Annotated in this window: 26 protein-coding genes; 17 read left to right on the forward strand and 9 right to left on the reverse strand. The window is 71.6% G+C overall.

Annotation, left to right across the window (positions count from 1 at the left end; all coding sequences use genetic code 11):
- Positions 1–7 precede the first annotated feature (7 nt).
- The 7 genes from ABZ098_RS16005 (at position 8) to ABZ098_RS16035 (ending at position 6,624) form a co-directional block, all read left to right on the forward strand.
- Positions 8–1,747: an FAD-dependent monooxygenase gene (locus ABZ098_RS16005; RefSeq protein WP_356591306.1), complete on the forward strand. Its 1,740-nt coding sequence runs from the start codon at positions 8–10 to the stop codon at positions 1,745–1,747.
- A gap of 47 nt (positions 1,748–1,794) precedes the next feature.
- Entirely contained in the window at positions 1,795–2,664 is an 870-nt protein-coding gene (locus tag ABZ098_RS16010) for an intradiol ring-cleavage dioxygenase (protein ID WP_356591308.1), read from the forward strand.
- On the forward strand, positions 2,661–3,728 hold the full coding sequence (locus tag ABZ098_RS16015; protein WP_356591310.1) for a maleylacetate reductase: 1,068 nt from the start codon (positions 2,661–2,663) through the stop codon (positions 3,726–3,728). Before ABZ098_RS16010 ends, ABZ098_RS16015 begins: the two co-directional genes overlap by 4 nt.
- Before the next feature lie 43 nt (positions 3,729–3,771).
- Positions 3,772–4,686: a YceI family protein gene (locus tag ABZ098_RS16020; RefSeq protein WP_356591312.1), complete on the forward strand. Its 915-nt coding sequence runs from the start codon at positions 3,772–3,774 to the stop codon at positions 4,684–4,686.
- 50 nt (positions 4,687–4,736) lie between these two features.
- Positions 4,737–5,144 carry a DUF3224 domain-containing protein gene (locus ABZ098_RS16025; protein ID WP_356591314.1) on the forward strand — a complete coding sequence of 136 codons (408 nt, stop codon included), beginning with the start codon at positions 4,737–4,739 and terminating at the stop codon, positions 5,142–5,144.
- A gap of 186 nt (positions 5,145–5,330) precedes the next feature.
- A complete protein-coding gene (locus ABZ098_RS16030; protein ID WP_356591316.1) occupies positions 5,331–6,437 on the forward strand; it encodes an FAD-dependent oxidoreductase in 1,107 nt (368 codons plus the stop codon).
- Positions 6,438–6,468: 31 nt separating this feature from the next.
- On the forward strand, positions 6,469–6,624 hold the full coding sequence (locus ABZ098_RS16035) for a hypothetical protein (RefSeq protein WP_356591318.1): 156 nt from the start codon (positions 6,469–6,471) through the stop codon (positions 6,622–6,624).
- A 222-nt stretch (positions 6,625–6,846) separates the two neighbouring features.
- On the opposite strand, the gene ABZ098_RS16040 is transcribed toward ABZ098_RS16035, so the two are convergent.
- Positions 6,847–7,524, reverse strand: a complete 678-nt coding sequence (locus tag ABZ098_RS16040; protein ID WP_356591320.1) for a response regulator transcription factor — start codon at positions 7,522–7,524, stop codon at positions 6,847–6,849.
- A gap of 266 nt (positions 7,525–7,790) precedes the next feature.
- Between ABZ098_RS16040 and ABZ098_RS16045 the strand changes: the two genes are divergently transcribed.
- Positions 7,791–8,642: a hypothetical protein gene (locus ABZ098_RS16045; protein WP_356591322.1), complete on the forward strand. Its 852-nt coding sequence runs from the start codon at positions 7,791–7,793 to the stop codon at positions 8,640–8,642.
- A gap of 84 nt (positions 8,643–8,726) precedes the next feature.
- Here the strand turns inward: ABZ098_RS16045 and ABZ098_RS16050 are convergent, their stop codons facing one another.
- Positions 8,727–9,572, reverse strand: coding sequence for a helix-turn-helix transcriptional regulator (locus ABZ098_RS16050; protein ID WP_356591324.1), 846 nt, complete (start codon positions 9,570–9,572; stop codon positions 8,727–8,729).
- 103 nt (positions 9,573–9,675) lie between these two features.
- On the opposite strand from ABZ098_RS16050, the gene ABZ098_RS16055 reads away from it, so the two are divergent.
- The gene (locus ABZ098_RS16055; protein WP_356591326.1) at positions 9,676–10,383 is read left to right on the forward strand and encodes an SDR family oxidoreductase; all 708 of its coding nucleotides are present in this window, start codon (positions 9,676–9,678) and stop codon (positions 10,381–10,383) included.
- Positions 10,384–10,527: 144 nt separating this feature from the next.
- On the opposite strand, the gene ABZ098_RS16060 is transcribed toward ABZ098_RS16055, so the two are convergent.
- The 3 genes from ABZ098_RS16060 to ABZ098_RS16070 form a co-directional block, all read right to left on the reverse strand.
- Positions 10,528–11,721, reverse strand: a complete 1,194-nt coding sequence (locus ABZ098_RS16060) for a CaiB/BaiF CoA-transferase family protein (protein ID WP_356591328.1) — start codon at positions 11,719–11,721, stop codon at positions 10,528–10,530.
- Positions 11,722–11,800: 79 nt separating this feature from the next.
- Positions 11,801–12,067, reverse strand: a complete 267-nt coding sequence (locus ABZ098_RS16065) for a hypothetical protein (protein ID WP_356591330.1) — start codon at positions 12,065–12,067, stop codon at positions 11,801–11,803.
- A gap of 463 nt (positions 12,068–12,530) precedes the next feature.
- The gene (locus tag ABZ098_RS16070; RefSeq protein ID WP_356591332.1) at positions 12,531–12,989 is read right to left on the reverse strand and encodes a MarR family transcriptional regulator; all 459 of its coding nucleotides are present in this window, start codon (positions 12,987–12,989) and stop codon (positions 12,531–12,533) included.
- Between the two features lie 414 nt (positions 12,990–13,403).
- Between ABZ098_RS16070 and ABZ098_RS16075 the strand changes: the two genes are divergently transcribed.
- Together ABZ098_RS16075 and ABZ098_RS16080 are read left to right on the forward strand one after the other, a co-directional pair.
- Complete coding sequence (locus ABZ098_RS16075) at positions 13,404–14,372, forward strand: TerC/Alx family metal homeostasis membrane protein (protein ID WP_356591334.1); 969 nt, start codon at positions 13,404–13,406, stop codon at positions 14,370–14,372.
- A gap of 109 nt (positions 14,373–14,481) precedes the next feature.
- Positions 14,482–15,363 (forward strand): LLM class F420-dependent oxidoreductase, encoded by an 882-nt coding sequence (locus tag ABZ098_RS16080; protein WP_356591336.1) that lies wholly within the window; start codon positions 14,482–14,484, stop codon positions 15,361–15,363.
- 11 nt (positions 15,364–15,374) lie between these two features.
- Here ABZ098_RS16080 and ABZ098_RS16085 read toward each other — a convergent pair whose 3' ends face one another.
- The gene (locus ABZ098_RS16085; protein WP_356591338.1) at positions 15,375–15,581 is read right to left on the reverse strand and encodes a hypothetical protein; all 207 of its coding nucleotides are present in this window, start codon (positions 15,579–15,581) and stop codon (positions 15,375–15,377) included.
- 118 nt (positions 15,582–15,699) lie between these two features.
- Between ABZ098_RS16085 and ABZ098_RS16090 the strand changes: the two genes are divergently transcribed.
- A complete protein-coding gene (locus ABZ098_RS16090; protein ID WP_356591340.1) occupies positions 15,700–16,605 on the forward strand; it encodes a LysR family transcriptional regulator in 906 nt (301 codons plus the stop codon).
- 127 nt (positions 16,606–16,732) lie between these two features.
- Here the strand turns inward: ABZ098_RS16090 and ABZ098_RS16095 are convergent, their stop codons facing one another.
- Positions 16,733–17,296 (reverse strand): NAD(P)H-dependent oxidoreductase, encoded by a 564-nt coding sequence (locus tag ABZ098_RS16095; protein ID WP_356591342.1) that lies wholly within the window; start codon positions 17,294–17,296, stop codon positions 16,733–16,735.
- Between the two features lie 100 nt (positions 17,297–17,396).
- Here ABZ098_RS16095 and ABZ098_RS16100 point away from each other — a divergent pair, with 100 nt between their 5' ends.
- Genes ABZ098_RS16100 through ABZ098_RS16115 form a run of 4 tightly spaced genes read left to right on the forward strand, consistent with a single transcriptional unit; the run spans position 17,397 to position 21,828 of the window.
- Positions 17,397–18,077, forward strand: coding sequence for a TetR/AcrR family transcriptional regulator (locus ABZ098_RS16100; protein WP_356591344.1), 681 nt, complete (start codon positions 17,397–17,399; stop codon positions 18,075–18,077).
- Positions 18,078–18,125: 48 nt separating this feature from the next.
- The gene (locus ABZ098_RS16105; protein WP_356591346.1) at positions 18,126–19,166 is read left to right on the forward strand and encodes a LacI family DNA-binding transcriptional regulator; all 1,041 of its coding nucleotides are present in this window, start codon (positions 18,126–18,128) and stop codon (positions 19,164–19,166) included.
- Between the two features lie 16 nt (positions 19,167–19,182).
- Complete coding sequence (locus ABZ098_RS16110) at positions 19,183–20,361, forward strand: 4-hydroxybenzoate 3-monooxygenase (RefSeq protein ID WP_356591348.1); 1,179 nt, start codon at positions 19,183–19,185, stop codon at positions 20,359–20,361.
- Positions 20,362–20,391: 30 nt separating this feature from the next.
- Complete coding sequence (locus ABZ098_RS16115) at positions 20,392–21,828, forward strand: benzaldehyde dehydrogenase (protein WP_356591350.1); 1,437 nt, start codon at positions 20,392–20,394, stop codon at positions 21,826–21,828.
- A gap of 27 nt (positions 21,829–21,855) precedes the next feature.
- Here the strand turns inward: ABZ098_RS16115 and trxA are convergent, their stop codons facing one another.
- On the reverse strand, positions 21,856–22,242 hold the full coding sequence (gene trxA / locus ABZ098_RS16120; RefSeq protein WP_356591352.1) for a thioredoxin: 387 nt from the start codon (positions 22,240–22,242) through the stop codon (positions 21,856–21,858).
- Positions 22,243–22,386: 144 nt separating this feature from the next.
- On the opposite strand from trxA, the gene ABZ098_RS16125 reads away from it, so the two are divergent.
- Entirely contained in the window at positions 22,387–23,826 is a 1,440-nt protein-coding gene (locus tag ABZ098_RS16125) for an NAD(P)/FAD-dependent oxidoreductase (protein ID WP_356591354.1), read from the forward strand.
- Here ABZ098_RS16125 and ABZ098_RS16130 read toward each other — a convergent pair.
- Complete coding sequence (locus ABZ098_RS16130) at positions 23,823–24,467, reverse strand: peptide deformylase (protein WP_356591356.1); 645 nt, start codon at positions 24,465–24,467, stop codon at positions 23,823–23,825. The two genes, ABZ098_RS16125 and ABZ098_RS16130, sit on opposite strands and share 4 nt — an antisense overlap.
- Positions 24,468–24,518 lie beyond the last annotated feature (51 nt).

The following is a 24,518-nucleotide window of genomic DNA, read 5'->3' on the forward strand; positions in this document are numbered from 1 at the left end:
GCGCCCCGTGTCCACCACCGTCGAGACCGACGTCCTGATCGTGGGCAGCGGCCCGGCCGGAGCCTCCGCCGCGCTCGCGCTGAGCACGTACGGCGTGCCCAACATCGTCGTCACCCGCTACGCGAGCCTCGCCGACACTCCCCGCGCGCACATCACCAACCAGCGGACGATGGAGGTGCTGCGCGACCTCGGCGTCGAGCAGGAGGTCGTCGCGAGGGCGACCCCGCAGCACCTCATGGGCAACACCACCTTCTGCACCAGCCTGGCCGGCGAGGAACTGGGCCGGGTGCGCTCGTGGGGCAACGACCCGCTCGTCCAGGCCGCCCACGAACTCGCCAGTCCCACCCGCATGTGCGACATGCCGCAGCACCTCATGGAGCCGGTCCTCGTCGACGCGGCCGTCGCCCGCGGCACCAGCCTGCGCTTCGAGACCGAGTACCTCTCCCACACCCAGGACGCCGACGGCGTGACCGCGACCGTCCGGGACCGGCTGCGCGGGGACACGTACGAGATCCGCGCGAAGTACCTCGTCGGCGCGGACGGCGGCCGGTCGAGGGTCGCCGAGGACGCCGGGCTCCCGATGAGCGGCCAGATGGGCGTGGCCGGCAGCATCAACATCGTCTTCGAGGCGGACTTGGCGAAGTACACCGCCCACCGGCCCTCCACGCTCTACTGGGTCCTCGCCCCGGGCGCCACCGTCGGCGGCATCGGCGCGGGCCTGGTGCGCTGCGTGCGGCCGTGGCACGAGTGGCTGATCGTGTGGGGGTACGACGTCACCGCGGGCGCCCCCGACCTGACCACCGAGTACGCGGAGTCGGTCGTACGCCAGCTGGTCGGCGACGTCGAGATCCCCGTGACGATCAAGTCGTCCTCGGCCTGGACCGTCAACGAGATGTACGCCGAGAACTACTCCCACGGCCGCGTCTTCTGCGCCGGGGATGCCACCCACCGCCACCCGCCGTCCAACGGACTCGGCTCCAACACCTCCATCCAGGACTCCTACAACCTCGCCTGGAAGCTGAAGCTCGTCCTCGACGGCACCGCCTCCCCGAAGCTCCTCGACACCTACAGCGCCGAACGCGCCCCCATCGGCAAGCAGGTCGTCACCCGCGCCAACCAGTCGATCGGCGAGACCGCCCCGATCTTCGAGGCCCTCGACGGCCTCTCCCCGCAGACCCCCGAACAGCTCTGGGCCAACATCGCCGCCCGCAAGGACGCGACCGAGGCCGCCGAGAAACAGCGGGCCGGGCTGCGCGAGGCCATCGCCTTCAAGGTGTACGAGTTCAACGCGCACGGCGTCGACCTCAACCAGCGCTACGCCTCGGACGCCGTCGTCCCCGACGGCACCCCCGCGGAGACCTTCGCCCGCGACCCCGAACTCCACCACCAGCCCACCTCCCGCCCCGGCGCCCGCATCCCGCACGCCTGGCTCATTTCCGGCACCCGCACGGTGTCCACCCTGGACACGGTCGGCAAGGGCCGCTTCACCCTCCTCACCGGCATCGGCGGCGAGGGCTGGCTGCGGGCGGCCGAGGCCCAGGACGTGGACATCGCCACCGTGGTCGTCGGGCCGGGACAGGAGTACGAGGACCCGTACGGCGACTGGGCGCGGCTCAGCGAGATCTCCGACGGTGGCGCCCTGCTCGTCCGACCCGACGGGTTCGTGGCCTTTCGGCACGCGACCGCCGCTCCGGACGCCGAGGCTCTTCTGTCGGACGCGCTGCGCCGGATCCTCGGACACGCCTGAGACGCGCGACCATGGAAGAACCCGCACGTCGACGAGGAGGAGCCGGGATGACCACGGACGCGATCGGGGCCGGTGTCACCGAGGAGGCCGTCGCCAGTCTCCGGGGGACGGCCGACCCCCGCCTGCGCGAGCTGCTCGCCGGGCTCATCGGCCACCTGCACGACTTCGTGCGCGAGACCCGGCTCACCCAGCAGGAGTGGGAGCAGGCGATCGCCTTCCTGACGGCTACCGGGCAGACGTGCACGGACACCCGGCAGGAGTTCATCCTCCTGTCGGACGTCCTCGGCCTCTCCATGCTCGTCGAGACCATCAACGGCGACCGCGTGCAGGGCGCCACCGAGTCCACCGTGCTCGGGCCGTTCCACATGACCGAGTCGCCCGTCCGGGAGCTGGGCGACGACATCGACCTGGTGGGCGGCGCCGAGCCGTGCGTGGTCAGCGGCCGGGTCCTCTCCGCTGACGGCACCCCGCTGCCCGGCGCCGTCCTCGATGTCTGGCAGGCCGACGACCAGGGCTTCTACGACGTCCAGCAGCCCGACGTACAGCCCGCGGGCAACGGACGCGGACTGTTCACCGCCGACGCCGAGGGCCGCTTCTGGTTCCGCACCTGTGTCCCGGCGCCGTACCCGATCCCCACCGACGGCCCGGTCGGGGACCTGCTCCGCGCGACCGGGCGGCACCCCTACCGGCCCGCGCACATCCACTTCATCGCCGCCGCCGAGGGCCACACCCCCGTCACCACCCACATCTTCGTCGCGGGCAGCGACTACCTCGACTCCGACGCCGTCTTCGCCGTCAAGCGGAGTCTGGTGCAGGACTTCGCGAGGACCGACGACCCCTCCCTGGCCACGGAGTTCGGCATCCCGAACCCCTTCCGGCACGCCCGCTTCGACCTCGTGCTGGAGCCCGACGCATGACGTTCACGGGCGACTTCACCTACGAGAGCCGTCCCGGCCGGGTCGTCTTCCGGCCCGGTGCCGCCGTCACCGCCACCCCCGGCGAGGTCGAAACGCTCGGTCTGCGGCGGGTGTTGGTGGTGTGCGGCAGCAGGGGCGAGTCCGTCGCGCGGACGGTCGCGGACGCGCTCGGCGACTCGTGCGCGGGACTGCACGCCGAGGCCCGCATGCACGTGCCCGTCGAGGACGCCGACCGGGCCGTGGCGGTGGCGCGCGCGGCCGGGGCCGACGGTGTCGTCGCGGTCGGCGGCGGCTCCTCCATCGGCCTCGGCAAAGCGATCGCCCTGCGCACCGGACTGCCGCTGATCGCCGTGCCGTCGACCTACTCGGGCTCCGAGATGACGCCCGTCTGGGGCCTGACCGAGGGCGGCGCCAAGCGCACCGGCCGCGACCCGAGGGTCCAGCCCCGCAGTGTGGTCTACGACCCCGAACTGACCCTCTCCCTGCCGGTGCCGCTCACCGTGACCAGCGGCGTCAACGCCCTCGCGCACGCGGTCGAGGCGCTCTACGCCCCGGACACCTCACCGCTGATCGCGCTGATGGCGCAGGAGGGCGTACGGGCGATGGCCCAGGCACTGCCGTCGCTCGCCGCGAACCCCGGCGACCTGGACGCGCGCGGCCGGGCGCTGTACGGCGCGTGGCTGTGCGGGACGTGTCTCGGGGCGACCACGATGGGCCTGCACCACAAGCTCTGCCACGTCCTGGGCGGTACCTTCGGACTGCCGCACGCCGAGACGCACACGATCGTCCTGCCGTACGCGCTCGCGTACAACGCCCCCGCCGTTCCCGATGCGTTGACCGCACTGCGCCGGGCACTCGACGCCGACGACCCGCCAAGCGCCCTGTGGGACCTGGCCGGACGCCTGGGCGCCCCGCGCTCCCTCGCCGAACTCGGCCTCAAGGAGGCCGACCTGGCGGAGGCGGCCGTACAGGTGGCGGGACAGCCGTACGCCAACCCGCGTCCTGTGACGGCGGACGGCGTGCGGGCGGTACTCGAGGCGGCCCATCAGGGCCGTCGACCATGAGTGCCTCAGCACAACAGCAAGTCCCCTAAGAAAGGTGAACATCATGGCCCTCGCACTCCTCAGGCGCCGGCGGTCCAAGGCTGCCCTTGCCGAGGCGGCGGGCCTCTCCGTCCCCCTCCCCGAAGGCGCGGGCGCCGTGGCCCGTGAGATCGTCGACCCGATGGGCTCGCCCATGCCGGGCGCGGACGTCACCGTCACCGCCCTGGACACGCACCGGGTCGCCGCCCGCGGGACGACCGACCCCTACGGCTACTTCGTCGCCGTACTGCCGCCCGGCCGCTACAGCCTGATGGCCGCGGCCGAAGGGCTCCAGCCGCACCGCGAGACGGTCGAGGTCGGGCCGTACGGCGCCGCGCCCGCCGAGCGGGTCTGGCTCCAGCCGGCCCAGGCACTCCAACTGCCCACCCCCGGCGTCTGGTTGTTCGACCCGCCGCACACCGCGATCCGGTTCATCGCCAAGCACGTCGGCATGGCCCACGTCCACGGCCGCTTCGAGCGCTTCGAGGGCGGCATCCAGGTCGCGCAGGACATGTCCCAGTCCCGCGTCCAGGTCCGCATCGACGCCTCCAGCATCACCACCGGCAACACCACCCGTGACAACCACCTGCGCTCCGGCGACTTCCTCGACGTGAAGCGGTTCCCCCACATCGACTTCGTCAGCAGCCGCTTCGCCTACCGAGGCGGCAGCAAGTGGACCCTCCAGGGCACCCTGACCATGCACGGCGTGAGCCGCTCGGTCGCCCTCGACACCAACTACCTCGGCATGGTCAACGGCGGCTACGGCGAGGAACTGCGCTGCGCGGCCCTCGCGACGGCGGAACTGCACCGCGAGGACTACACGCTCAACTGGCGGTCGATGCTGGCCCGGGGCATCGCGGTCGTCGGCCCCACGGTCCAGCTGGAACTCGACGTCCAGGCGATGTACCGCACCCACGACACGCCGACCCCGCCGGAGTAGGCGGACACGGGCGGCAGGGCACTGTCAGACCCGGTCGGTACCGTCGGTGCATGAGAACCGACGGAACATTCAGCGTGAAAGCGTTCGTCCCGACCGAGCTGACGCCCGAGCCCGCCGTGGCCACCGGGCTCCCGGTCGGGGTCGCGACGATGGAGAAGCACTTCGAGGGCGAGATCGCCGGCCGTTCGGCGACCTTGTTCACCGCCGCGTACGACCAGGAGTCCGGCGTCGGCACCTATGTGGCCATGGAGTCCTTCGAGGGCTCGGTGCACGGCCGGTCCGGCGCCTTCAACTTCGCGCACTCGGCGACGACCTCCGGCAGCGACCGCACCGCGGAGTTCTTCACGATCGTCCCCTCCAGCGGCACCGGGGACCTGGCGGGGATCTCCGGCACCGGGGGCCTCACGGTCGACGCCGACGGCACCCACCGCATCCGGCTCGACTACGAGCTCGGCTGACACCCGCTCCACCTCACCGTCACCGAAGGGCACGTCGCACCCGCGACGCCCGACAGCTTCACGGAAAGCTCACAAGACACCACTGAGACTTTATGTTTCAAGCGTTACGCTCGCCGTCATCCGAGTGCTCGGGGGAGCGGCGCGGCCGCCATGGCACTTTCTCCCCCCACGGCTCAGGAGACCGGCGTGAGTGACGGCGACGTAGTGGTGATCGGCGGCGGCTATGCGGGCGTCCGGCTGGCGAGACGGCTGGACGCGACGGCCCGGGTGACGCTGGTGGACCGCAAGGAGGTGTTCTTCCACCGCATCTCCTCCCTGCGGGCGGGCGTCCGCAAGGAGTGGAGCGCGACCCCCTTCATCCCGTACGACCGTCTGCTGCGCCGCGGCCAGGTCGTCGTGGGCAAGGTGGTGCGCATCGACACCGCCGAGCGGCGGGTGGTGCTGGCCGACGGCACACGGCTGCCCTACGACGTGGTGGTGATCGCCACCGGCGCCGACTACCCGGAACCGGCCCGCTTCGCCGGGACCACCACCGAGGAGGCGATGAAGTCCTTCGCCGAGCACCAGCAGAAGATCGCCTTCGCCGAGCACGTCCTCGTCGTCGGCGGCGGGCCCTCCGGCGTCGAACTCAGCGCCGAGATCCGGCTGGCCCGGCCGGACGCCCGGGTCACACTCGCGCACGCGGGGCCCGCGCTGCTCGACGACACGGGCAGCGAACGCGCCGGCCGCAAGGCGCGCGCCTGGCTGGAGGCCCACGACGTGGAGGTACGGCTCGACTCCTTCATGTCCCCGGGCAACGACTTCGGTACCTACCGCGACGCCCGGGGGGAAGTCCTCACCGCGGACCTCTCCTTCTGGGCCACGGGCACCACCCCCAACACGCTCTGGCTGCGCCTCGGCGGCCACGGCGACTGGCTGACCCCCTCCGGGCACGTGAAGGTCGACCGCTCGCTGCGGGCCGAGGGCCAAGTCGACGTCTTCGCGGTCGGCGACGTCAACGACGCAACCGAGCTCAAGATCACCCCGGCGGCGCTCGCCCAGGCCGACCTCGCCGCCTGGAACATCCGCGCCCACCTGAACAGTTCGGGCCGGCACCGCAAGGAGCCCCGCTTCTACCGGCCCATCCACCGCACCCCGCTCATCGTGCCCTTCGGCCCCGCCGACGGGGTGACCATGCTGCCCGTGCCGGGCGGCGAGACGGCGGTTCTCGGCAGCCGCACCAGCACCCTGGCCAAGGCGAAGACCCTGATGACGCCATACATGCGACGTCAACTGGGCTACACGGCGGCCTGATCCGGCGAGGCGAGGGGGCCTCCGCGGTGGCGTGCCGGGTCTGGCGACGCGCGAGCGCCTCCTCGGCGAGAAGGACGACGCCGACCGGGGGCCTGTGGGCTCATGGTGGCACGACAAGGTGCCGCCGAGCGGCATCCCGGCGTCAGGAGACGAGGAGCAACTCGTGCGGGGGCTCGGCCGGGGGTGACGGCACCGACGCCGCCGCCTCGGCCTCACTGCGGGGTGGTGGCACCTCATCCTCGCTGCGACCACCGGCGACCACGTGTTACCGGCCCGGGATCGGCCACCAGGGAAAGCCGTCGTAGCCGTAGTGGCGGTAGCGAGCCCGAGCCGGCGGCTGCGGCGGGTCGAAGGCCGGCGGCATCCCTCGGCCGCACGGGTCGACAGCGAGTCCGTCAGAAAAGCCTCTTCACGCGTGCAGAACGTGCTGCGTGGGCCGGACCAGGCCGGACTCATAGGCGAACACCACCGCCTGGACCCGTCCGCGGGCGCCGATCTTGGTGAGGATGTTGCTGACGTGGGACTTCACGGTGGTCGGGGCGATGGAGAGCCGGTCGGCGATCTCGGCGTTGGAATCGCCGGAGGCGACCGCGGTGAGCACGTCCCGCTCGCGTCCGGTGAGGCTGCCCAGCCGGTTGCCCGGGGACGGGTCCTCCACGGCGCGCCGGCTGCGGACGGCCTCGATGAGCGCGCGGGTCAGTCCGGGGGAGACGACGACGTCACCGGCGGCCACGACCCGGACGGCCGCGACCAGTTCGTCGGCGGTGGCGGCCTCCGGGAGATGCCCGGCGGCTCCGGCGCGCAGGGCGCCGTAGGGGTAGGTGTCGTCGCCGCTGGTGAGCAGCAGGACGCGTGGGGCGTGCCCGTCCGGCGCGTGGGCGAGGCGGCGGACGGTCTCGACGACGTCCGTGCCGGTGCTGCGGCCGTCCAGCAGGACGACGTCCGGCCGGAGCAGGGCGCTCAGCCGGACCGCCTCCGGCCCGTGCGCCGCCTCGCCGACGACGGTGAGATCGGACTGGGAGTCGAGGAGCATTCGAAGGCCGACACGCTGGAGTGACTGGCCGGTGGCGATGAGGACGCTGGTCATGGCGTGCGTGCTCCATCCTCGTCCAGCGGACTACATGCTGAACGAAACGGTTTCGTTCTCGTGGAAATCAGAGTAACCCCGGTGCTATCGAAACGGGCGCGTATCGATTGTGGGGTGGCTCACATTCCGTCCGTGTTTCCCGATCTCCGGGAGGCGTCACGACCGATGGGGGCGACGATCGGATACCCGACGGTCCCGGGCAACCCGCGGCGCCCCGGCGGCGACCCCACAGTGAATCCCAGCCCCCACGAAGGGAGTTCACCCCCATGCGCACCCGTATCGTGCGTCTCGTCACCGTCCTCGCCGCCCTGCTCGCGCTGTTCGCAGCGCCCGCGGTGACAGCGGCCCCGGCTCAGGCTGCGGACAACTGGAACCCGCCCGCGAACCTCGTCCAGCCGCTGAACCAGGTGTGGAACCACGTCGAGTCCACCTACCCGGACCTCTACGGCTTCCGCAACTACGGCTGGGACCAGGTCATGGCCAACAAGGGAAGCGTCAACTACTGCGTCCGCTGGGAGTCCGACGCCCCGGTCAGCGCCGCCCTCCGCGACCAGGTCCACGCCGCGCTGAAGAAGCAGTTCGGCAAGTGGATGGCCGCCATGCTCGACAACGGCACGGGCACCAACGCCTGGCCGTACAAGACCGTGCCCGTCAACATCGTCGGCTGGGCGGTGAAGAACCGCTCGACCCTCCAGTGGACCGACAACTCGGTCGACATCTACGCCGGAAACCTGGACGACGGCGGCGCCCCGCAGTGCGCCCCCGACTGCGGCCGCTTCTTCCACCAGGACGGCAACTACTCCAAGTGCCCCGGCGGTGCGGCCCGCCACTACGACCAGTCGCTCTGGCTCACCAAGGGCTTCCAGGGTGGCGCCGGCGGTGACTGGGGCCAGCGTGTCGGCCAGGAGTACTTCACCGGGGCGCTCAGCCAGGAGAACATCCACATCTATCTCCACGAGGTCGGCCACACCTTCGGCCTCGACGACTTCTACGACTGGACCCCGACCGGCCAGTGCTGCTTCCTGATGAACGCGGGCAGCGCGGACCGGATCACCGACTTCGACAAGTGGATGCTGCGCGACTTCTGGCGCCACCTGAAGAGCCGGTACGGCTACTGAGAGCGCGGCCGGCCGACACATGCGGACGCCCGCCCCCTGCCCGACGGCGTACGAACCGGGGGCGTTCCCGCAGGGGAACCCGCGCTAGCCGCTCTCCGCCAGGCTCTGCGTGCCCAGCACCGAGATCAGCCGCAGCTTCTCGGCGGCCTCGGTGCCGGGCTCGGCCGAGTACACGAGGATGTTGAGGTCGTTCTCCTCGACCCGGAGCAGGTCGCAGTCGAGGGTGAGCGTCCCGGCCTGCGGATGCTCGATCGTCTTGTGCGAGCCGGCGAGACGGCCGACCACCCCCGCGTCCCACAGTTCGGCGAAACGCTCGCTCCTTGAGCGCAACTCCGCTATCAGAAGCGCAAGTTGGCGGTCCGCAGGATACCGGGCGGCGGTCGCGCGCAGTTCGGCGACCAGGCCCGCCTCGAAGGCGCGCCGCTCCTCCGGGCTGTGCCGTACCCGGGTCGGCATACCCGTGAAGTTGCGCCACACGCCGTTGCGTTCGAAGCCGCGCAGGGCGGACTGATCACCCATCAGGGCCGCGTACATCGGGTTGGCCAGCAGCAGCGTCATGGCCGCGTCGGACACCGCGACCGGGGTGTCGACCAGCCGGTCCAGCAGCCGTTGCACGCTGGGCGTGATGAACCCGGGCACGACCTCCGGGCCCGGCGGCACCAGTCCCGCGAGGCCGAAGAGATACGTCCGCTCGTCGCCCGAGAGCCGCAGCGCCCGGGCCAACGCCTCGACGACCGGCACGGACGGGTGGGCCGCACGCCCCTGTTCGAGACGCGTGACGTAGTCGACCGAGACACCGGCCAGCAGGGCCAGCTCCTCGCGCCGCAGCCCGGCCGCCCGGCGCCGGTCCCCCGAGGGGAGCCCGGCCGCGTCCGGGCGGACCCGGTCGCGCCAGCGCCTCAGCGCCCGTCCCAGTTCTGTCGCCGCCATGCTCCCCAGTGAACACCGTCGGCATCGGACGTGCCTGGTACCGCCAGTCCCAGGAAGAAGGGTCTTCTGGCTGGTGCCGCCGCGGTACAGCAGCCTGGGTGGCATGACGACAACACTCATCACCGGAGCGAACAAGGGCCTCGGCTTCGAGACCGCCCGCAGGCTCGTCGCCGCGGGACACACCGTCCACGTCGGTGCCCGTGACGCCGAACGCGGCCGTCGCGCCGCCGACGAACTCGGCGCGCGGTTCGTCCAGATCGACGTCACCGACGACACCTCCGTCGAGGCCGCGGCCAAGACCCTGGAGGCCGCGGGCGGCCTCGACGTCCTGATCAACAACGCGGGTGTAGAGACCCGCACCGAGGACAACGGCGTGCCGGTCGCCGCGACCGTGACCGCCGACCAGATGCGCACCACCTTCGAGACCAACGTCTTCGGCGTGGTCCGCGTCCTGCACGCCTTCCTTCCGCTGCTCCAGCGCTCGGCCGCCCCCGTCGTGGTCAACGTCAGCAGCGGCCTGGGCTCCCTGACCCACCTCTCCGACCCGGACCACCCCGCGCACTTCTACCCGGGCGTCGCCTACCCGACGTCCAAGACCGCGGTCAACATGCTCACCGTGCAGTACGCGAAGGCGTTCCCGGCCATGCGGATCAACTCCGTGGAACCCGGTTTCACCAAGACCGACCTGAACGGCAACACGGGCACGCAGACCGTCGCGGAGGGCGCCGAGATCATCGTCCGCATGGCGCAGGTCGCCCCGGACGGCCCGACCGGCGGCTTCTTCGACGCCAAGGGCCCGCTGCCCTGGTAGAAACCCCACCAGGTGCACCCGGTCGGTGTGCGGGCTTCGCCGTCCCCCCGTGTGGGAAGCGGAGTTCGAGGACATCGCCGCGGTGCTGCCGCGCCTCAGGGACGCCCGGGACGCTCGTCGCTCGTGTCTCCTCCCGGCCGGGGTTCAGACGACCCCGCCGGCACGCAGCACCGCGATGTCGTCGCCGGAACGGCCGAGCTCCTTGAGGATCGCCTCGGTGTGCTCGCCCACCCCCGGGACCGGATCCATGCGGGCGGGCAGCCCGGCGAGGTCGGCCGGGGGCAGCAGCGCCTCCGCCGTGGCGCCGCCGGGCAGGCCGACCTCGTGCCAGCGGCCGCGGGCGGCCAGGACCGGGTGGTCGAGGAACGCGGCGACGTCATTGACCCCGGCGCAGGCGATGCCGATGCCCTCCAGGTCCTTGAGGACCTGTGCGGCGTCGGAGCGCGCGATCCGCTCGGCGACCACGGCGTTGAGTTCCTCGCGGTGGGCGACTCGGGCCGAGCCGGTGGCGAAGCGCGGATCGTCGGCCAGTTCGGGCCGTCGCAGGAAATCGGCGCACAGGACGATCCACTCGCGTTCGTTCTGGATGGAGAAGAGCACGTCCTTGCCGTCGGCGGCCGTGAACGCGCCGTAAGGGGCGATGGTGGCGTGCTGGGTGCCCAGGCGCGGGGGCTGACTGCCGCCGTAGCGCGTGTAGTTGGCCGGCTGGCTCATCCACTCGGCCAGTGCCTCGAACAGGGACACCTGCACCGGGTGGGCCCTGCCGGTGGTGGCGCGCGTGTACAGGGCGGTCAGGATGCCGCTGTAGGCGTACATCCCGGCCGCGATGTCGGCGACGGAGATACCGACCCGCGCGGTCTCCTCGGCGGTCCCGGTCAGCGACACCAGGCCGGTCTGGCACTGCACCAGCAGGTCGTACGACTTACGGTCGGCCCACGGGCCGTCCGTGCCGTACCCGGAGATCGTGCACGGGATCAGCCGCGGCAGGCGCTCGGCGAGCGCGTCCACGCCCAGGCCCAGCCGGTCGGCCGCGCCCGGAGCCAGGTTCTGGACGAACACGTCGGCGCCGTCGAGGAGTTGGTGCAGGATCTCGAGGCCGCGCGGGTCCTTCAGGTCCAGGGTGAGCGACTCCTTGGACCGGTTGAGCCACACGAAGTAACTGGAGTGTCCGTGCACGGTCGTGTCGTAGCGGCGGGCGAAGTCACCGTCGCCCGGCCGCTCCACCTTGATCACCCGGGCCCCGAGGTCGGCGAGCTGGCGGGTCGCGTAGGGCGCGGCCACGGCCTGCTCCAGGCTGATCACGGTGATCCCGGACAGGGGAAGCTGCGGCACGCTCATGCGGCCCTTTGTACGGCCGGATCCAGGACGGTGTCAACGACTGCCCCAGCCCTCCGACCTGCGCTGTCGGCCCCGCCCCTCAGTTCTGGCGGTCCGGGTGGCACAGCACCATGACCGCCCGCGCGACGAGTTCTCCGGCCCCGCCGAGCTCCTGGCGGTAGCGGTCGGTGATCTCCCGCACGGCCTCCACGAAGCCGGGGTCGACGGCACGGGCCCGGGCCGGGGCGGGGAGCCCCTGAGCCATCTCGCGACGGCGGGCCAGCAGCGCGATGATCTCCTCGTCGAGACGCTCTATCGAAGTGAGTGACATGTCTTCCCCCGGGGTGGCGGCCTGGCTCGTCGTCACGCTCGATCTCCGTTCCTCTGCGCGGAATGTGTCGCGTTCCTTCACGGCTGGTCCTTGAACACGTTGCCCGTGGCGGACGGTGGTAATTCCTCCCGCGACTCGAAGGTCCCGGTGGTCCCGTCAACACCCTTGCAGGGGAGCATTGTTGGAGGTGCCTCGTGTGTCCCGCCCGTCCGGCGGTCGACGTCGGCCGACACCAGCGCCCCGCAGCCGACCAGGCGCTCGGGACCCGATTTCGCGGAACGGATGGTCGCGACCCACATGTCTGCGGCCGACTCGGCGTCCCGCGGCCGTCGGCTGCCTTCGGTCCCGTCCGCAGGACGGACTCCGTATCGCCGTCGACGCCTGTCGTTTCGCCGCAAGGACATCCGCCCGCTGAGGCACGAACCGCGGCGGCGGGTGCGCGTCGGCATCTCAACGGCGGCCGCGGACGAGGCAGCCACCCCGACGAACGAGCCCTGGCTCAGGCCGGTACGCCGAGTGCTTCCAAGGCCCGTACGAGGGGGGCGAGTTCGGGGTCGGTGGCGGCCTGGTCGAGGGCTTCTCGCAGGGCCTTCTCGTTGGTGGGGCGGGCTTGTTCGAGGAGGGTGCGGCCGGTGTCGGTGACGTCGGTGTAGATGCCGCGGCGGTCGGTGGGGCAGAGGTAGCGGGCGAGCAGGCCGCGGTCCTCGAGGCGGGTGACCAGGCGGGTGGTGGCGCTCTGGCTGAGGACGACGGCGTCGGCGACCTGCTTCATCTGCAGGTGCCCGCCCTCGCCGTCGTGCTGGCGGCCCAGGACGTCGAGCAGGGAGTACTCGCGCACGCTGAGGTCGTGTGCGGACTGCAGGGCCTTCTCGATGTGCGCCTCGATCCGTCCGTGCAGCAGGGAGAGTGCGCACCAGCCCTGGGCGAGGGCGGTGAGCGCGGGGTCTGTGGCGGTCATGGGGGCCTGCTTCCTCCGGCCGGACACGGATACGGATAGGGAATCGGATACGGGGACGGATACGCCCAGGATATTGCATCGCTGAAACTTTCAGCGTCTGCTTCTATAGGGCGCGCGCAACTATCGTCCTCCTTCAGATCCAGGGCGCCGCTGAGTTCGGGGTCGAACGGGGGCGGCGCATGCGCAATGGCTTCTCCTCACGCGGGGCGCGGCGGCTCGTGGCGCCATGATCGGGGCAACGGCGTCCGTCCGGGGCGCCGCCGTACGGCGGGTGGTGGGCACGGGATCCCGCGATGTTCTCGTACGACCTGCGCTCCCTTACCATCGCGTGACCTGTTGTTCACCTGTTGTAGGTGGAAGGGCTCCCCAGTGGTGACAACGCTGTCGATACCCCCCCACGCACCAGGAGAACCAGTGAACGTCTCTCTCACCGTCTGGCTGCTGACCGTCGTCGCCCTGTGCGTCCTGGTCGGCGCCGACTTCTTCATCGGCCGCAAACCCCACGACGTGTCGGTGAAGGAGGCGGGCATCTGGACCGTGGTCTGGGTGGTGCTGGCCTGTCTCTTCGGACTCGGGCTGCTCCTCTTCGGCGGGGGGAGACCCACGGGCGAGTTCTTCGCCGGATACATCACCGAGAAGTCCCTGAGCGTCGACAACCTCTTCGTGTTCGTCCTGATCATGGGGAAGTTCGCCGTGCCCTCGCAGTACCAGCAGCGGGTGCTGATGGTCGGTGTCGTGATGGCGCTGGTGCTGCGCGCCGGGTTCATCGCGGCCGGAGCGGCGATCATCTCCGCGTTCTCCTGGGTCTTCTACATCTTCGGCGCCTTCCTGATCTGGACCGCCTGGAAGCTCGTCCAGGACGCCCGCAAGGACGGGCACGACGAGGAGTACGAGGAGAACAAGCTGCTGAAGATGGTGGAGAAGCGTTTCGGCGTGGCGGACCGCTATCACGGCACCAAGTTGTGGATCGAGGAGAACGGCAAGCGGGTCATGACCCCGATGCTGGTCGTCATGCTCGCCATCGGCTCGACCGACGTGCTGTTCGCGCTCGACTCGATCCCCGCGATCTACGGCCTCACCCAGGACCCGTACATCGTCTTCACCGCCAACGCCTTCGCCCTGATGGGCCTGCGCCAGCTCTACTTCCTCATCGGCGGTCTGCTGAAGAAGCTGGTCCACCTCAGCTACGGCCTGTCGATCATCCTCGGCTTCATCGGCGTCAAGCTGGTGCTGCACGCCCTGCACGAGTCCGGGGTCCACGTCCCCGAGATCAGCATCCCCTTCTCCCTCGGCTTCATCGTCCTCGTGCTGACGGTCACCACCCTGACGAGCCTGCGCGCCGCGAAGAAGCAGGAGCCGACGGAGGTCGAAGGCGTGGCATGACGGGCACGCGGGCCCGTGCGACCCGCTGAGCGGCCCGCCCTTGACTTCGAGAGCACTCCAGGTTCTACCGTCTGCACGGTCGGCGAAGGTCCCGTGAACGGAGACGGTCATGCGCGTGGGCGTGCACATCAACCGGTTCGACCACCCTGCGGGCGCACCCGCTCTCGGTGCCGAGCTCGCCGCGGCGGGGGCCGCGGCGGAGGCGGCCGGGGTGAGCTGGCTGTCGGTGATGGACCACTACTTCCAGATGGAGTTCAACGGCGGCGCCGAGGACCCCATGCTGGAGGCCTACGCCACCCTCGGCTTCCTCGCGGCCCACACCGAGACGGTCCGGCTCGGCGCGCTGGTCACCGGAGTGACGTACCGCCACCCCGGTCTGCTCGCCAAGATCGCGACCACGCTGGACGTGCTGTCCGGCGGCCGGGCCGCCCTCGGCATCGGGGCCGCCTGGTACGACCGGGAGCACGCGGGTCTCGGCGTGCCGTTCCCGCCCCTCGCGGAGCGCTTCGAGCGGCTGGAGGAGACCCTGCGGATCTGCCTCCAGATGTGGGACCCGGCGGCGAACGGCCCCTTCGAGGGCACCCATTACCGGCTCGCCGAGACCCTGTGCGTCCCGGCCCCGGTCAGCACCCCGCACCCCGAGATCATGATCGGCGGCAGCGGTGAGAAGAAGACCCTTCGCCTGGTCGCCCGCTACGGCGACGCCTGCAACCTGTTCGCCACCTCGCCGGAGGAGGTCACGCACAAGCTCGACGTGCTGCGCCGCCACTGCGACACCGAGGGGCGGGACTACGACGAGATCCGCAAGACCATGACATACACGGCCGACGCGGCCGACGACGGGGACCTGGACGCCTTCGCCCGGGACATCTCCGGCTACACCAAGCTCGGCATCGACACGGTCATCCTCGCCCCGCGCACCGGCGCCCCCGCCGAGTGGATCGAACGCTTCACGGCACCCGCCGTACGGCGGCTCGCGGAACTGGACTGACCCGCCCTGGGCTACCTCGTCGGCGCGGCGGACGGACGGCTGCGGGAGACCACACGCGTCCCGCGGCCGTCCGTCACGCGGACCTGCAACGAGCCGCACGCGCAGCGGGTCCACACCGTGCCGCCCGTGGCGGTGCCGTGCCGGGACACCACCTGGAAGGGTTCGGCGTCGTCCGGCCAGGCGCAGTGCGGGCAGACGGCGCGGGTCGTGCTGGTCATGGTGACTCCTCGAACCTGGTGACTGATGTACGGCCGTCGCGACACAGCCCAGGATGCGGCGGACTCTCCGTTCAGGTCCAGGTTGACTTCCTGGACGTCACCTTGAAGCGTGGGCTTCATGATTGACCTGCGTCGGCTCCACGTCCTGAGGGCGGTCGCCCACTACGGCACGGTCACCGCGGCCGCCCGCGCCCTGCACTTCACCCCGTCCGCGGCCTCCCAGCAGATCCGCCAGCTCGCCCGCGACCTCGGCGTGGACCTTCTCGAACCCCAGGGCCGCGGGGTCCGGCTCACCCCGGCCGCCGAGAGCCTGCTCGCACACGCCGACGCCATCCAGGTCCGCTGGGAACAGGCCGAGCTCGAACTGCGCGCCGGCCGCGGCGAGCCCGCGGGACCGCTGCGGGTGGGAGGTCTGTCCGTGGCCGTCCCGGCGCTGCTCGCCCCGATGGCGGTCCGGCTGCGCGAGCGGCACCGCCGGCTGACCGTCAGCGTCCAGGAGACGGGCGTACCGGAGAGCTTCGACCTGCTCTTCGAGGGGGAGATCGACCTGGCGGTCGTGGAGGCGACCCCGCACAACCCGCCCATGAGCGACACCCGCTTCGACCAACAGCCCCTGCTGGACGACCCGTTCGACCTCGTCGTACCCGCGGATCATCCGCTGGCAGGCCGTGACCTCGTGGATCTCGCGGACGCGGCTCAGGAGGACTGGATCGCCCCCTTCTCGGACAGCCCCTGCCGCACGCACGTCATGTCGGCCTGCGGCGCGGCCGGCTTCACCCCGGGCGTGGTCCACCACGCCAGGGACTGGAACGTCACCGCTCACCTGGTCGCCCACGGCCTCGGTGTGGCGCTGATCCCCCGCCTCGCGTATCTGACCGCCGACCTGCCGATCACGAGGATCAGCTGTGCGGGGAACCCTCACCGGAAGCTCCTGACCTGCACTCGCGCCGGAGCGCATGAGCGCCTGGCGATCGCGGCGGCGCTCGCGGTCCTACGGGACCTGGCACCCACGGCAGCAGCTTGAGACGCGTCGCTGTGCGCGCCCCTCAGGGGCGCGGGGAACTGCGCGACCAGCCCGCAGACGACACACAAGGGGGCCGGAGTTCGAAAACTCCGGCCCCCTTGTCGGAAACCGTTCACGCCCCGCAGGTTCAGGCCGCGGTGACCTGACCCGCATTGCTGTGGAGCTGCGTGACGACCTCGGTGAGCTGCGCGGCGACCTCGACGTCGTCGGCCGGGTGGGTCTCGGCGAAGCGGACCACGGAGCCGGGGATGGACAGCTTGACGTTCTCGAGCACGTTGCCGCCGGCGATGCCCACGGCCTTGCGGGTCTCGTCCTGCGCCCACACACCGCCGAACTGGCCGAAGGCGGTGCCGACCACGGCGACCGGCTTGCCGGCGAAGGCGCCGGCGCCGTACGGACGGGACAGCCAGTCGATGGCGTTCTTCAGGACCGCGGGAATGGTGCCGTTGTACTCGGGGGAGAAGAGCAGGAACGCGTCGGAGGCCTGCGCGGCCTCGCGCAGCTTCGCGGCGGCCGCGGGGACGCTGCCCTCGACGTCGATGTCCTCGTTGTAGAACGGGATCTCGGCGAGGCCCTCGTAGAGCACGACCTCCGCGCCCTCGGGGGCGTGCTTGACGGCCGCCTCGGCGAGCTGACGGTTGTGCGAACCGGCGCGGAGGGATCCGACGAGCGCAAGGATGCGAACAGACATGCGTAACTCCAGGAGGCTGAAACACGGGGACAATGTTCCGGACCGGGGTCCGTTTAATGTTCTAGCACCTTAAGCGGACCGAGGTCCAGTTTTCTTCCCGATGCTTTACGCTGGCGTCATGTCCGCGACCCTGCCGCCGTTCCCGACACCTCAGGAGCCCTTCGACAAGCCCCAACTCCTGGAAGTCGGTTCCGCCCCCGACGAGCCCTGCCTGCGTGCCGACGCGGCCCGCAACCGCGCCCGTCTGCTGGAGGCCGCGACCCGGCTGATCGCGGAGCACGGTGTGGCGGGCGTCACCATGGAGGCGGTCGCCACGGCGGCCGGGGTCGGCAAGGGCACGGTCTTCCGGCGCTTCGGCGACCGCACCGGACTGCTCATGGCGCTCCTTGACCACTCCGCGCGCACCCTCCAGGCGGACTTCCTCGGGGGCCCGCCGCCGCTGGGCCCCGGCGCCCCTCCGGCCGACCGGCTGCGGGCGCTCGGCATCGCCGTGCTGTACCGGGCCGCCGAACAGCTGGACCTGCTGCTGGCCGCGCAGTCGGAGCCGACCCGCCGCTACTCCCACCCGTCGGCCCGGGCGCTGCACATGCACACCACCATGCTGCTGCGGCAGATCCTCCCGAACGCCGACTGCGACCTGCTGGCCCAGACGCTGATGGCGTATCTCGACCCGGCCCTCATCCACCACCTCACCCGGCAGTGCGGAATGCCGCTGGAGCGCCTGGAGGCGGGCTGGAACGACCTCGTCGCCCGGGTGACCGGCACCGATGGGCCGCGCTGAGCGAAGGCGGCAACCCCACATGTGGGCACCGTCACAGCTTCTGCAAAGATGACGGTCGTCATGGTGCAGATACAGAACACGTCCGCGTCCGCCGTCACGCGCCCGGTTCCCACGAGCGCCGATGTGGCCCGTCTGGCCGGCGTCTCGCGTGCGACCGTCTCCTACGTCCTCAACAACACCAGCGCCGTCCGGATCAGCGAGCCCACGCGCCGCCGTGTCCACGACGCCGCCAAGGAACTCGGGTACGTCCCGCACGCGGCCGCCCGCAGCCTGCGCGCCGGGCACAGCCGGATGGTCCTGATGCCCGCCCCCTCCATTCCGGTCGGCCCGCTCTACAGCCAGTTCATCAGCGAACTCCAATGGGCCCTGGGCCGGTTGGACTACACCGTCGTGCAGTACGGCAGCGTCGGCCTCCAGGGCGACGAGGCGGCCCGCGCCTGGGCGGAGCTGCGTCCGGTGGCCGTCCTGGTGCCCGGCACGGGCCTCGGCCCGCAGGGCGTGGCCCTGCTGCGGCGCTCCGGCGCCCGCGCGGTGGTCACCCTCGGTCCCGAGGCGGTCGAGGGGGCTCACGCCCTGCTCATGGACCACGCGGGCGTCGGCCACAGTGCCGCCGCCCACCTGTACGCCCGCGGCCGGCGCCGCATCGGGGTCGTGGTGCCCGAGGAGTCCGGCCTGGAGGCCTTCTCGCTGCCCCGCCTGGCCGGGGTGCGCAGGGCCCTGCACGACACGGACGCCACCTTGACCGAACTGTCCCTCGCCTACGAGGAGCAGTCCGCGGCCGAGCTCGCCGCCCGCTGGCGGGACCTCGGCCTCGACGCCGTGTTCGCGTACAACGACGAGTACGCGATGCTGTTATTGCGTGCCCTCCAGGACGAGGGCGTGCGCGTACCGGAGGACACGGCGGTGATCGGTGCCGACGACCTGCTCCTCGGGCGGCTGCTGCGGCCCCGGCTGAGCACGGTCCACATCGAGCTCCCGTCCGGCCGTGACCTCGCCGAGCTGGTCGACCGCGCGGTGCGGGAACCGGGCACCGCCACCGAGACGCACACGGTGCTGGGTGCCACGGTCGTGCACCGCGACTCCAGCTGACGCAGGGAGGCCTGCCATGCGCACCACGGTCGGGATCATCGGCGGCGGCCCCGCGGGACTGCTCCTCGCCCGCCTGCTGCACCTGGCCGGCGTCGACTGCGTGGTCCTGGAGAGCAGGACGCGGGAGTACGTCGAGCACCGCCAGCGTGCCGGGATGCTGGAGCAGGGCACGGTCGACGCCCTGCGCGCGTGCGGCGCCGCCGGCCGCCTGGACGCCGAGGGGCTCGTCCATCAGGGCATCGAGCTGCGGTTCGCGGGGGAGCGGCACCACCTGGACTTCCCCGTCCTCACCGGCGGCCGCACGGTCACCATCTACGCCCAGACCGAGATCGTGAAGGACCTCGTCGCACTCCAACTGGCCGAGGGGCCGCCGCTGTTGTTCGAGGCGCAGGCGCTGGCGGTCGACAAGCCGGAGAGTGAGGCCCCTGTCGTGCGGTTCCTGCACGAGGGCCGCGAACAGACGCTGACCTGCGACTGGGTGGCGGGCTGCGACGGCTTCCACGGCGTCTCCCGAGGAGCCTTCCCGACGGCGACGAGCCGGACGTACGAGCGCGACTACCCGTACTCCTGGCTCGGGATCCTCGCCGATGTCGCCCCGTCCTGCGAGGAGTTGATCTACGCCCGCGGGGAGCGCGGCTTCGCCCTGCACAGCATGCGCTCGCCCGCGGTCTCGCGGCTCTACCTCCAGGTCCCCAACGGCACCCACGCCGACGACTGGACCGACGAGCGGATCTGGGACGAGCTCGCCGCCCGCTTCGCCATCGACGCCGACTGGACCCTCGCGCGAGGCCCGATCACGGCCAAGTCGGTGACGCCCATGCGGAGTTACGTCCACGAGTCGATGCGTCACGGTCGTCTCGTGCTGGCCGGCGACGCCGCGCACATAGTGCCGCCGACCGGCGCGAAGGGCCTCAACCTCGCCGTGTCGGACGTATCCGTCCTCGCCCGCGCCCTGACCGATCTGCACCGCACGGGATCGACGCAACTGATCGACAGATATTCGGAGTTGTGTCTTTCTCGTGTGTGGCAGGCCACCCGCTTCTCGTATGACATGACTAGGATGTTGCACGCTCAACCAAATGGGGATGCGTTCGAGAACGGACTGCAGCTCGCACGGCTGCGCCGCATCACCGCATCCCGCCACGCGGCCGCCGAACTGGCCGCCAACTACACGGGACTACCGCTCCCCGTGTGAGTCCCACCGGTGATCGAACGGAGAGCCGTCATGTCGTTGCTCGACCCCAAGAGCTGGCAGCCCCACCCCCTGTCGGGACCTGAGTACGCGGTCACCGAGCCCGCCACCGGCGACACGCTCGCCACCGTCACCCTCGCCGGCGCCACCGACGTGGAGCGCTCCGCCGAGACCGCCCGCGCCGCCCAGCGCGAGTGGGCCCGGCTCCCGCACTTCGTCCGGGCCGGAGTGCTGCGCAAGGCCGGCGACCTGTTCGCCGCGCACGCCGACGAACTGCGCGGCTGGCTCGTCCGGGAGTCCGGGTCCATCCCCGGCAAGGCCGACTTCGAACTCCACGTGGCCGCCCAGGAGTGCTACGAGGCCGCCGCCCTAGCCTCCCGCCCGGCGGGCCAGGTCCTGCCGAGCGAGGCGCCCCGGCTGTCCTACACGCGCCGGGTCCCGGTCGGCGTCGTGGGCGTCATCTCGCCCTTCAACGCCCCGCTGATCCTCTCGATCCGCTCGGTCGCCCCCGCCCTCGCCCTCGGCAACGCGGTGCTCCTCAAGCCGGACCCGCGCACCGCGGTCTGCGGAGGCCTCTCCCTCGCCGCGGTCTTCGCCGAGGCCGGGCTGCCCGAGGGGCTGTTCCACGTCCTGCCCGGCGGCCCGGACGTCGGACAGGCCCTGGTCGCCGACCCGCGCGTCCCCGTCATCTCCTTCACCGGGTCGACCGCGGCGGGCCGTGCGGTGGGGGAGGCGGCCGGACGCCACCTCAAGCGCGCCCACCTGGAGCTCGGCGGCAACTCCGCGATGATCGTCCTGGAGGACGCCGACATCGAGGCCGTGATCTCCACGGCCGCCTGGGGATCCTTCTTCCACCAGGGCCAGATCTGCATGACGACGGGCCGCCACCTGGTCCACGAGTCGCTGTACGCGGAGTACGTCGAGCGGCTGGCCGCCAAGGCCGACTCGCTCGCCGTCGGCGACCCCCACCTGGAGCAGGTCCACCTCGGCCCGATCATCGACGACAACCAGCTCGCCAAGGTGCGCGGTCTGGTCGAGGCCAGCACCGCGCAGGGCGCCAAGCTGGCCGCCGGCGGTACCCACGAGAAGCTCTTCTACCGGCCGACGGTCCTCGCGGGCCTCGACGACAACACGCCCGCCTACGCGGAGGAGGTCTTCGGACCCGTCGCTCCCGTACGGTCCTTCAGCACGGTCGACGAGGCCGCCGCCCTGGCCGCCGCCGGGCCCTACGGCCTCTCGCTCGGCATCGTCACCGGGGACGCGGCCCGCGGTCTCGACCTGGCCGAGCGGATCCCGACCGGCATCGTGCACATCAACGACCAGACCGTGAACGACGAGGCGGTCGCGCCCTTCGGCGGTATCGCCGCGTCCGGCACCGGCGCCCGTTTCGGCGGCGAGGCCAATGTGGAGGCCTTCACCGACGTGCGCTGGACGACCGTACGCGCGGACGTGGCGACGTACCCCTTCTAAGGGCTCTGGAGGTGCCCCTCCCAGGGGCTACTGGTCGTTCTGCTCGGCCTTGGCCTGCTGCTCGGCCACGGACTTGCGGACCTCGTCCATGTCCAGCTCGCGGGCCTGCCCGATGACGTCCGTCAGGGCGGATTCGGGCAGCGCGCCCGGCTGGGCGAACACCGCGACCTGGTCGCGGACGATCATCAGCGTCGGGATCGACTGGATGCCGAAGGCGGCGGCCAGCTCCGGCTGCGCCTCGGTGTCCACCTTGCCGAACACCAGGTCCGGGTTGTCCTCGGCGGCCTTCTCGTAGACCGGCGCGAACTGGCGGCAAGGACCGCACCAGGACGCCCAGAAGTCGATCAGGACGAATTCGTTGTCCGTGACCATCTGGTCGAAGTTCTCCTTGGTGAGCTCCACGGTGCTGCTCATGACGTGATCCCTCTTCCTGGTCTCGGAGCGAAGCCGTCGGCACAACACGCCCGTCCGGCCCCGTATTCCACGGCTGCCACCTCTGGGTATGCGGCGCGCGTACCCCTGGTGGCCCGAGCGCACACCACCCACCAGACTGGGCCCATGACGGAAACGGGAAACATCGCGAACAGCACCTACGACGTCGTGGTGCTCGGTGCCGGGCCCGTGGGGGAGAACGTGGCCGACCGCACCCGCGCGGCCGGCCTGTCCACCGCGGTCGTGGAGAGCGAACTGGTCGGCGGAGAGTGCTCCTACTGGGCCTGTATGCCCAGCAAGGCCCTGCTGCGGCCGGTGATCGCCCAGGCGGACGCGCGCCGCCTGCCGGGTCTGAGCGCCTCGGTGCAGGGCCCGCTCGACGCGGCGGCGGTCCTTGCACGCCGGGACTACTGGGCCTCCGACTGGAAGGACGACGGCCAGGTCGGCTGGCTGGAGGGCATCGGTGCCGACCTCCACCGCGGCCACGGCCGCCTCAGCGGGGAGCGCACGGTGACGGTCACCGGCCCCGACGGCGTACGGAAGGTGCTGACCGCCCGGCACGCCGTGGCCGTCTGCACCGGCACCCGCGCGGTGCTGCCCGACCTGCCGGGCCTCGCCGAGGTCAAGCCCTGGACCAGCCGCGAGGCCACCAGCGCCAAGGCGGTACCCGGACGCCTGGTCGTGGTCGGCGGGGGAGTGGTCGCCACCGAGATGGCCACGGCCTGGCAGGCCCTCGGCTCCCGGGTCACGCTTCTCGTGCGCGGGAAGGGCCTGCTCAACCGCATGGAGCCGTTCGCGGGCGAACTCGTCGCCGAGGCGCTCACCGAGGCGGGCGTGACCGTCCGCACCGGCACCTCGGTCGAGTCGGTCACCCGCGAGAACGGCACGGTCGTGGTCGTCACCGGCACCGGCGACCGCATCGAGGCCGACGAGATCCTCTTCGCCACCGGACGGGCCCCGCACACCGACGACATCGGCCTCGACACCATCGGCCGGGAGCCCGGCAGCTGGCTGGAGGTCGACGACAGCCTCCGCGTCACCGGCAGCGACTGGCTCTACGCGGTCGGCGACGTCAACCACCGCGCGCTCCTCACCCACCAGGGCAAGTACCAGGCCCGCATCGCCGGCGCCGCGATCTCCGCCCGCGCCTCGGGAGCCCCGGTCCAGGCGGACCCGTGGGGCGCCCACGCAGCCACCGCCGACCACGACGCCGTGCCCCAGGTCGTCTTCACCGACCCGGAGGCGGCCTCCGTCGGCCTCTCCCTCGCGGAGGCCGAACAGGCGGGCCACCGCGTCCGCGCGGTCGACTACGACCTCGCCTCGGTCTCGGGCGCCGGGCTCTACGGCGACGGCTACCGCGGCCGGGCCCGCATGGTCGTCGACCTGGAACGCGAGATCCTCCTCGGCGTCACCTTCGTCGGCCCCGGCGTCGGCGAACTGATCCACTCCGCGACGATCGCGGTCGCCGGACAGGTCCCGATCAGCCGGCTGTGGCACGCGGTCCCGTCGTACCCGACCATCAGCGAGGTGTGGCTGCGACTGCTGGAGGCCTACCGGGACAACTAGGGCAGCTCGAAGCCGAGGGACGCGGCCGCCTGCTCCGGCGTCGGCTGCGTCCAGCGCTCGGCCATCGCCCGGCCGGACGACAGCGAGCGCAGCTCCGCGCGGTCGAGGTAGAGCACCCCGTCGAGGTGGTCCGTCTCGTGCTGGACGATCCGCGCGGGCCAGCCGGTGAACGCCTCGTCCACCGCGCGGCCGTTCTCGTCCTCGCACCTGAGCCGGACCTCCGCGGGCCGTGCCACCACGGCCTGCCACCCCGGCACACTCAGACAACCCTCGAAGAACGCCACCCGCTCGCTGCCGACCGGCTCGTACGATGGATTGACCAGGACCCGGAACGGCTGCGGCACCCGCCCGCGCGCCAGCCGGACCTCCTCCGGTACGGGCGCCGGGTCCTCGACGACCGCGATGCGCAGCGGCACACCCACCTGCGGGGCGGCCAGGCCCACGCCCGGTGCCGCGCGCATGGTGAGGCGCAGGGCCTCGACGAAGCGGGACAGGAGCGCGCCGTCCAACTGGCCGTCGTAGGGCTCGGTGCCGCGCCGCAGGACCGGTTCGCCGGCCGCCACGATCGGCAGCGGGCCGTCCGTGGCCAGGAGTTCCTCGACCAGCTCGGCAAGGGGCGCGCGGTGACTCGGAGTTGCCATCGCGCCAGGATGCCATGGAGCTCCCTGTGACGCAGGTCACTTGGTGGCCGG

The organism is Streptomyces sp. NPDC006335 (genome assembly GCF_040612795.1).
Lineage (GTDB): Bacteria > Actinomycetota > Actinomycetes > Streptomycetales > Streptomycetaceae > Streptomyces.

Excerpts from the sequence above, each read along its gene's own strand:
- ABZ098_RS16010 (WP_356591308.1), top strand. The coding sequence starts at position 1,795 with ATGACCACGGACGCGATCGGGGCCGGTGTCACCGAGGAGGCCGTCGCC.
- ABZ098_RS16015 (WP_356591310.1), top strand. The coding sequence starts at position 2,661 with ATGACGTTCACGGGCGACTTCACCTACGAGAGCCGTCCCGGCCGGGTC.
- ABZ098_RS16020 (WP_356591312.1), top strand. The coding sequence starts at position 3,772 with ATGGCCCTCGCACTCCTCAGGCGCCGGCGGTCCAAGGCTGCCCTTGCC.
- ABZ098_RS16025 (WP_356591314.1), top strand. The coding sequence starts at position 4,737 with ATGAGAACCGACGGAACATTCAGCGTGAAAGCGTTCGTCCCGACCGAG.
- ABZ098_RS16040 (WP_356591320.1), bottom strand. The coding sequence starts at position 7,524 with ATGACCAGCGTCCTCATCGCCACCGGCCAGTCACTCCAGCGTGTCGGC.
- ABZ098_RS16045 (WP_356591322.1), top strand. The coding sequence starts at position 7,791 with ATGCGCACCCGTATCGTGCGTCTCGTCACCGTCCTCGCCGCCCTGCTC.
- ABZ098_RS16050 (WP_356591324.1), bottom strand. The coding sequence starts at position 9,572 with ATGGCGGCGACAGAACTGGGACGGGCGCTGAGGCGCTGGCGCGACCGG.
- ABZ098_RS16055 (WP_356591326.1), top strand. The coding sequence starts at position 9,676 with ATGACGACAACACTCATCACCGGAGCGAACAAGGGCCTCGGCTTCGAG.
- ABZ098_RS16060 (WP_356591328.1), bottom strand. The coding sequence starts at position 11,721 with ATGAGCGTGCCGCAGCTTCCCCTGTCCGGGATCACCGTGATCAGCCTG.
- ABZ098_RS16070 (WP_356591332.1), bottom strand. The coding sequence starts at position 12,989 with ATGACCGCCACAGACCCCGCGCTCACCGCCCTCGCCCAGGGCTGGTGC.
- ABZ098_RS16080 (WP_356591336.1), top strand. The coding sequence starts at position 14,482 with ATGCGCGTGGGCGTGCACATCAACCGGTTCGACCACCCTGCGGGCGCA.
- ABZ098_RS16085 (WP_356591338.1), bottom strand. The coding sequence starts at position 15,581 with ATGACCAGCACGACCCGCGCCGTCTGCCCGCACTGCGCCTGGCCGGAC.
- ABZ098_RS16090 (WP_356591340.1), top strand. The coding sequence starts at position 15,700 with ATGATTGACCTGCGTCGGCTCCACGTCCTGAGGGCGGTCGCCCACTAC.
- ABZ098_RS16095 (WP_356591342.1), bottom strand. The coding sequence starts at position 17,296 with ATGTCTGTTCGCATCCTTGCGCTCGTCGGATCCCTCCGCGCCGGTTCG.
- ABZ098_RS16100 (WP_356591344.1), top strand. The coding sequence starts at position 17,397 with ATGCTTTACGCTGGCGTCATGTCCGCGACCCTGCCGCCGTTCCCGACA.
- ABZ098_RS16105 (WP_356591346.1), top strand. The coding sequence starts at position 18,126 with ATGACGGTCGTCATGGTGCAGATACAGAACACGTCCGCGTCCGCCGTC.
- ABZ098_RS16110 (WP_356591348.1), top strand. The coding sequence starts at position 19,183 with ATGCGCACCACGGTCGGGATCATCGGCGGCGGCCCCGCGGGACTGCTC.
- ABZ098_RS16115 (WP_356591350.1), top strand. The coding sequence starts at position 20,392 with ATGTCGTTGCTCGACCCCAAGAGCTGGCAGCCCCACCCCCTGTCGGGA.
- trxA (WP_356591352.1), bottom strand. The coding sequence starts at position 22,242 with ATGAGCAGCACCGTGGAGCTCACCAAGGAGAACTTCGACCAGATGGTC.
- ABZ098_RS16125 (WP_356591354.1), top strand. The coding sequence starts at position 22,387 with ATGACGGAAACGGGAAACATCGCGAACAGCACCTACGACGTCGTGGTG.
- ABZ098_RS16130 (WP_356591356.1), bottom strand. The coding sequence starts at position 24,467 with ATGGCAACTCCGAGTCACCGCGCGCCCCTTGCCGAGCTGGTCGAGGAA.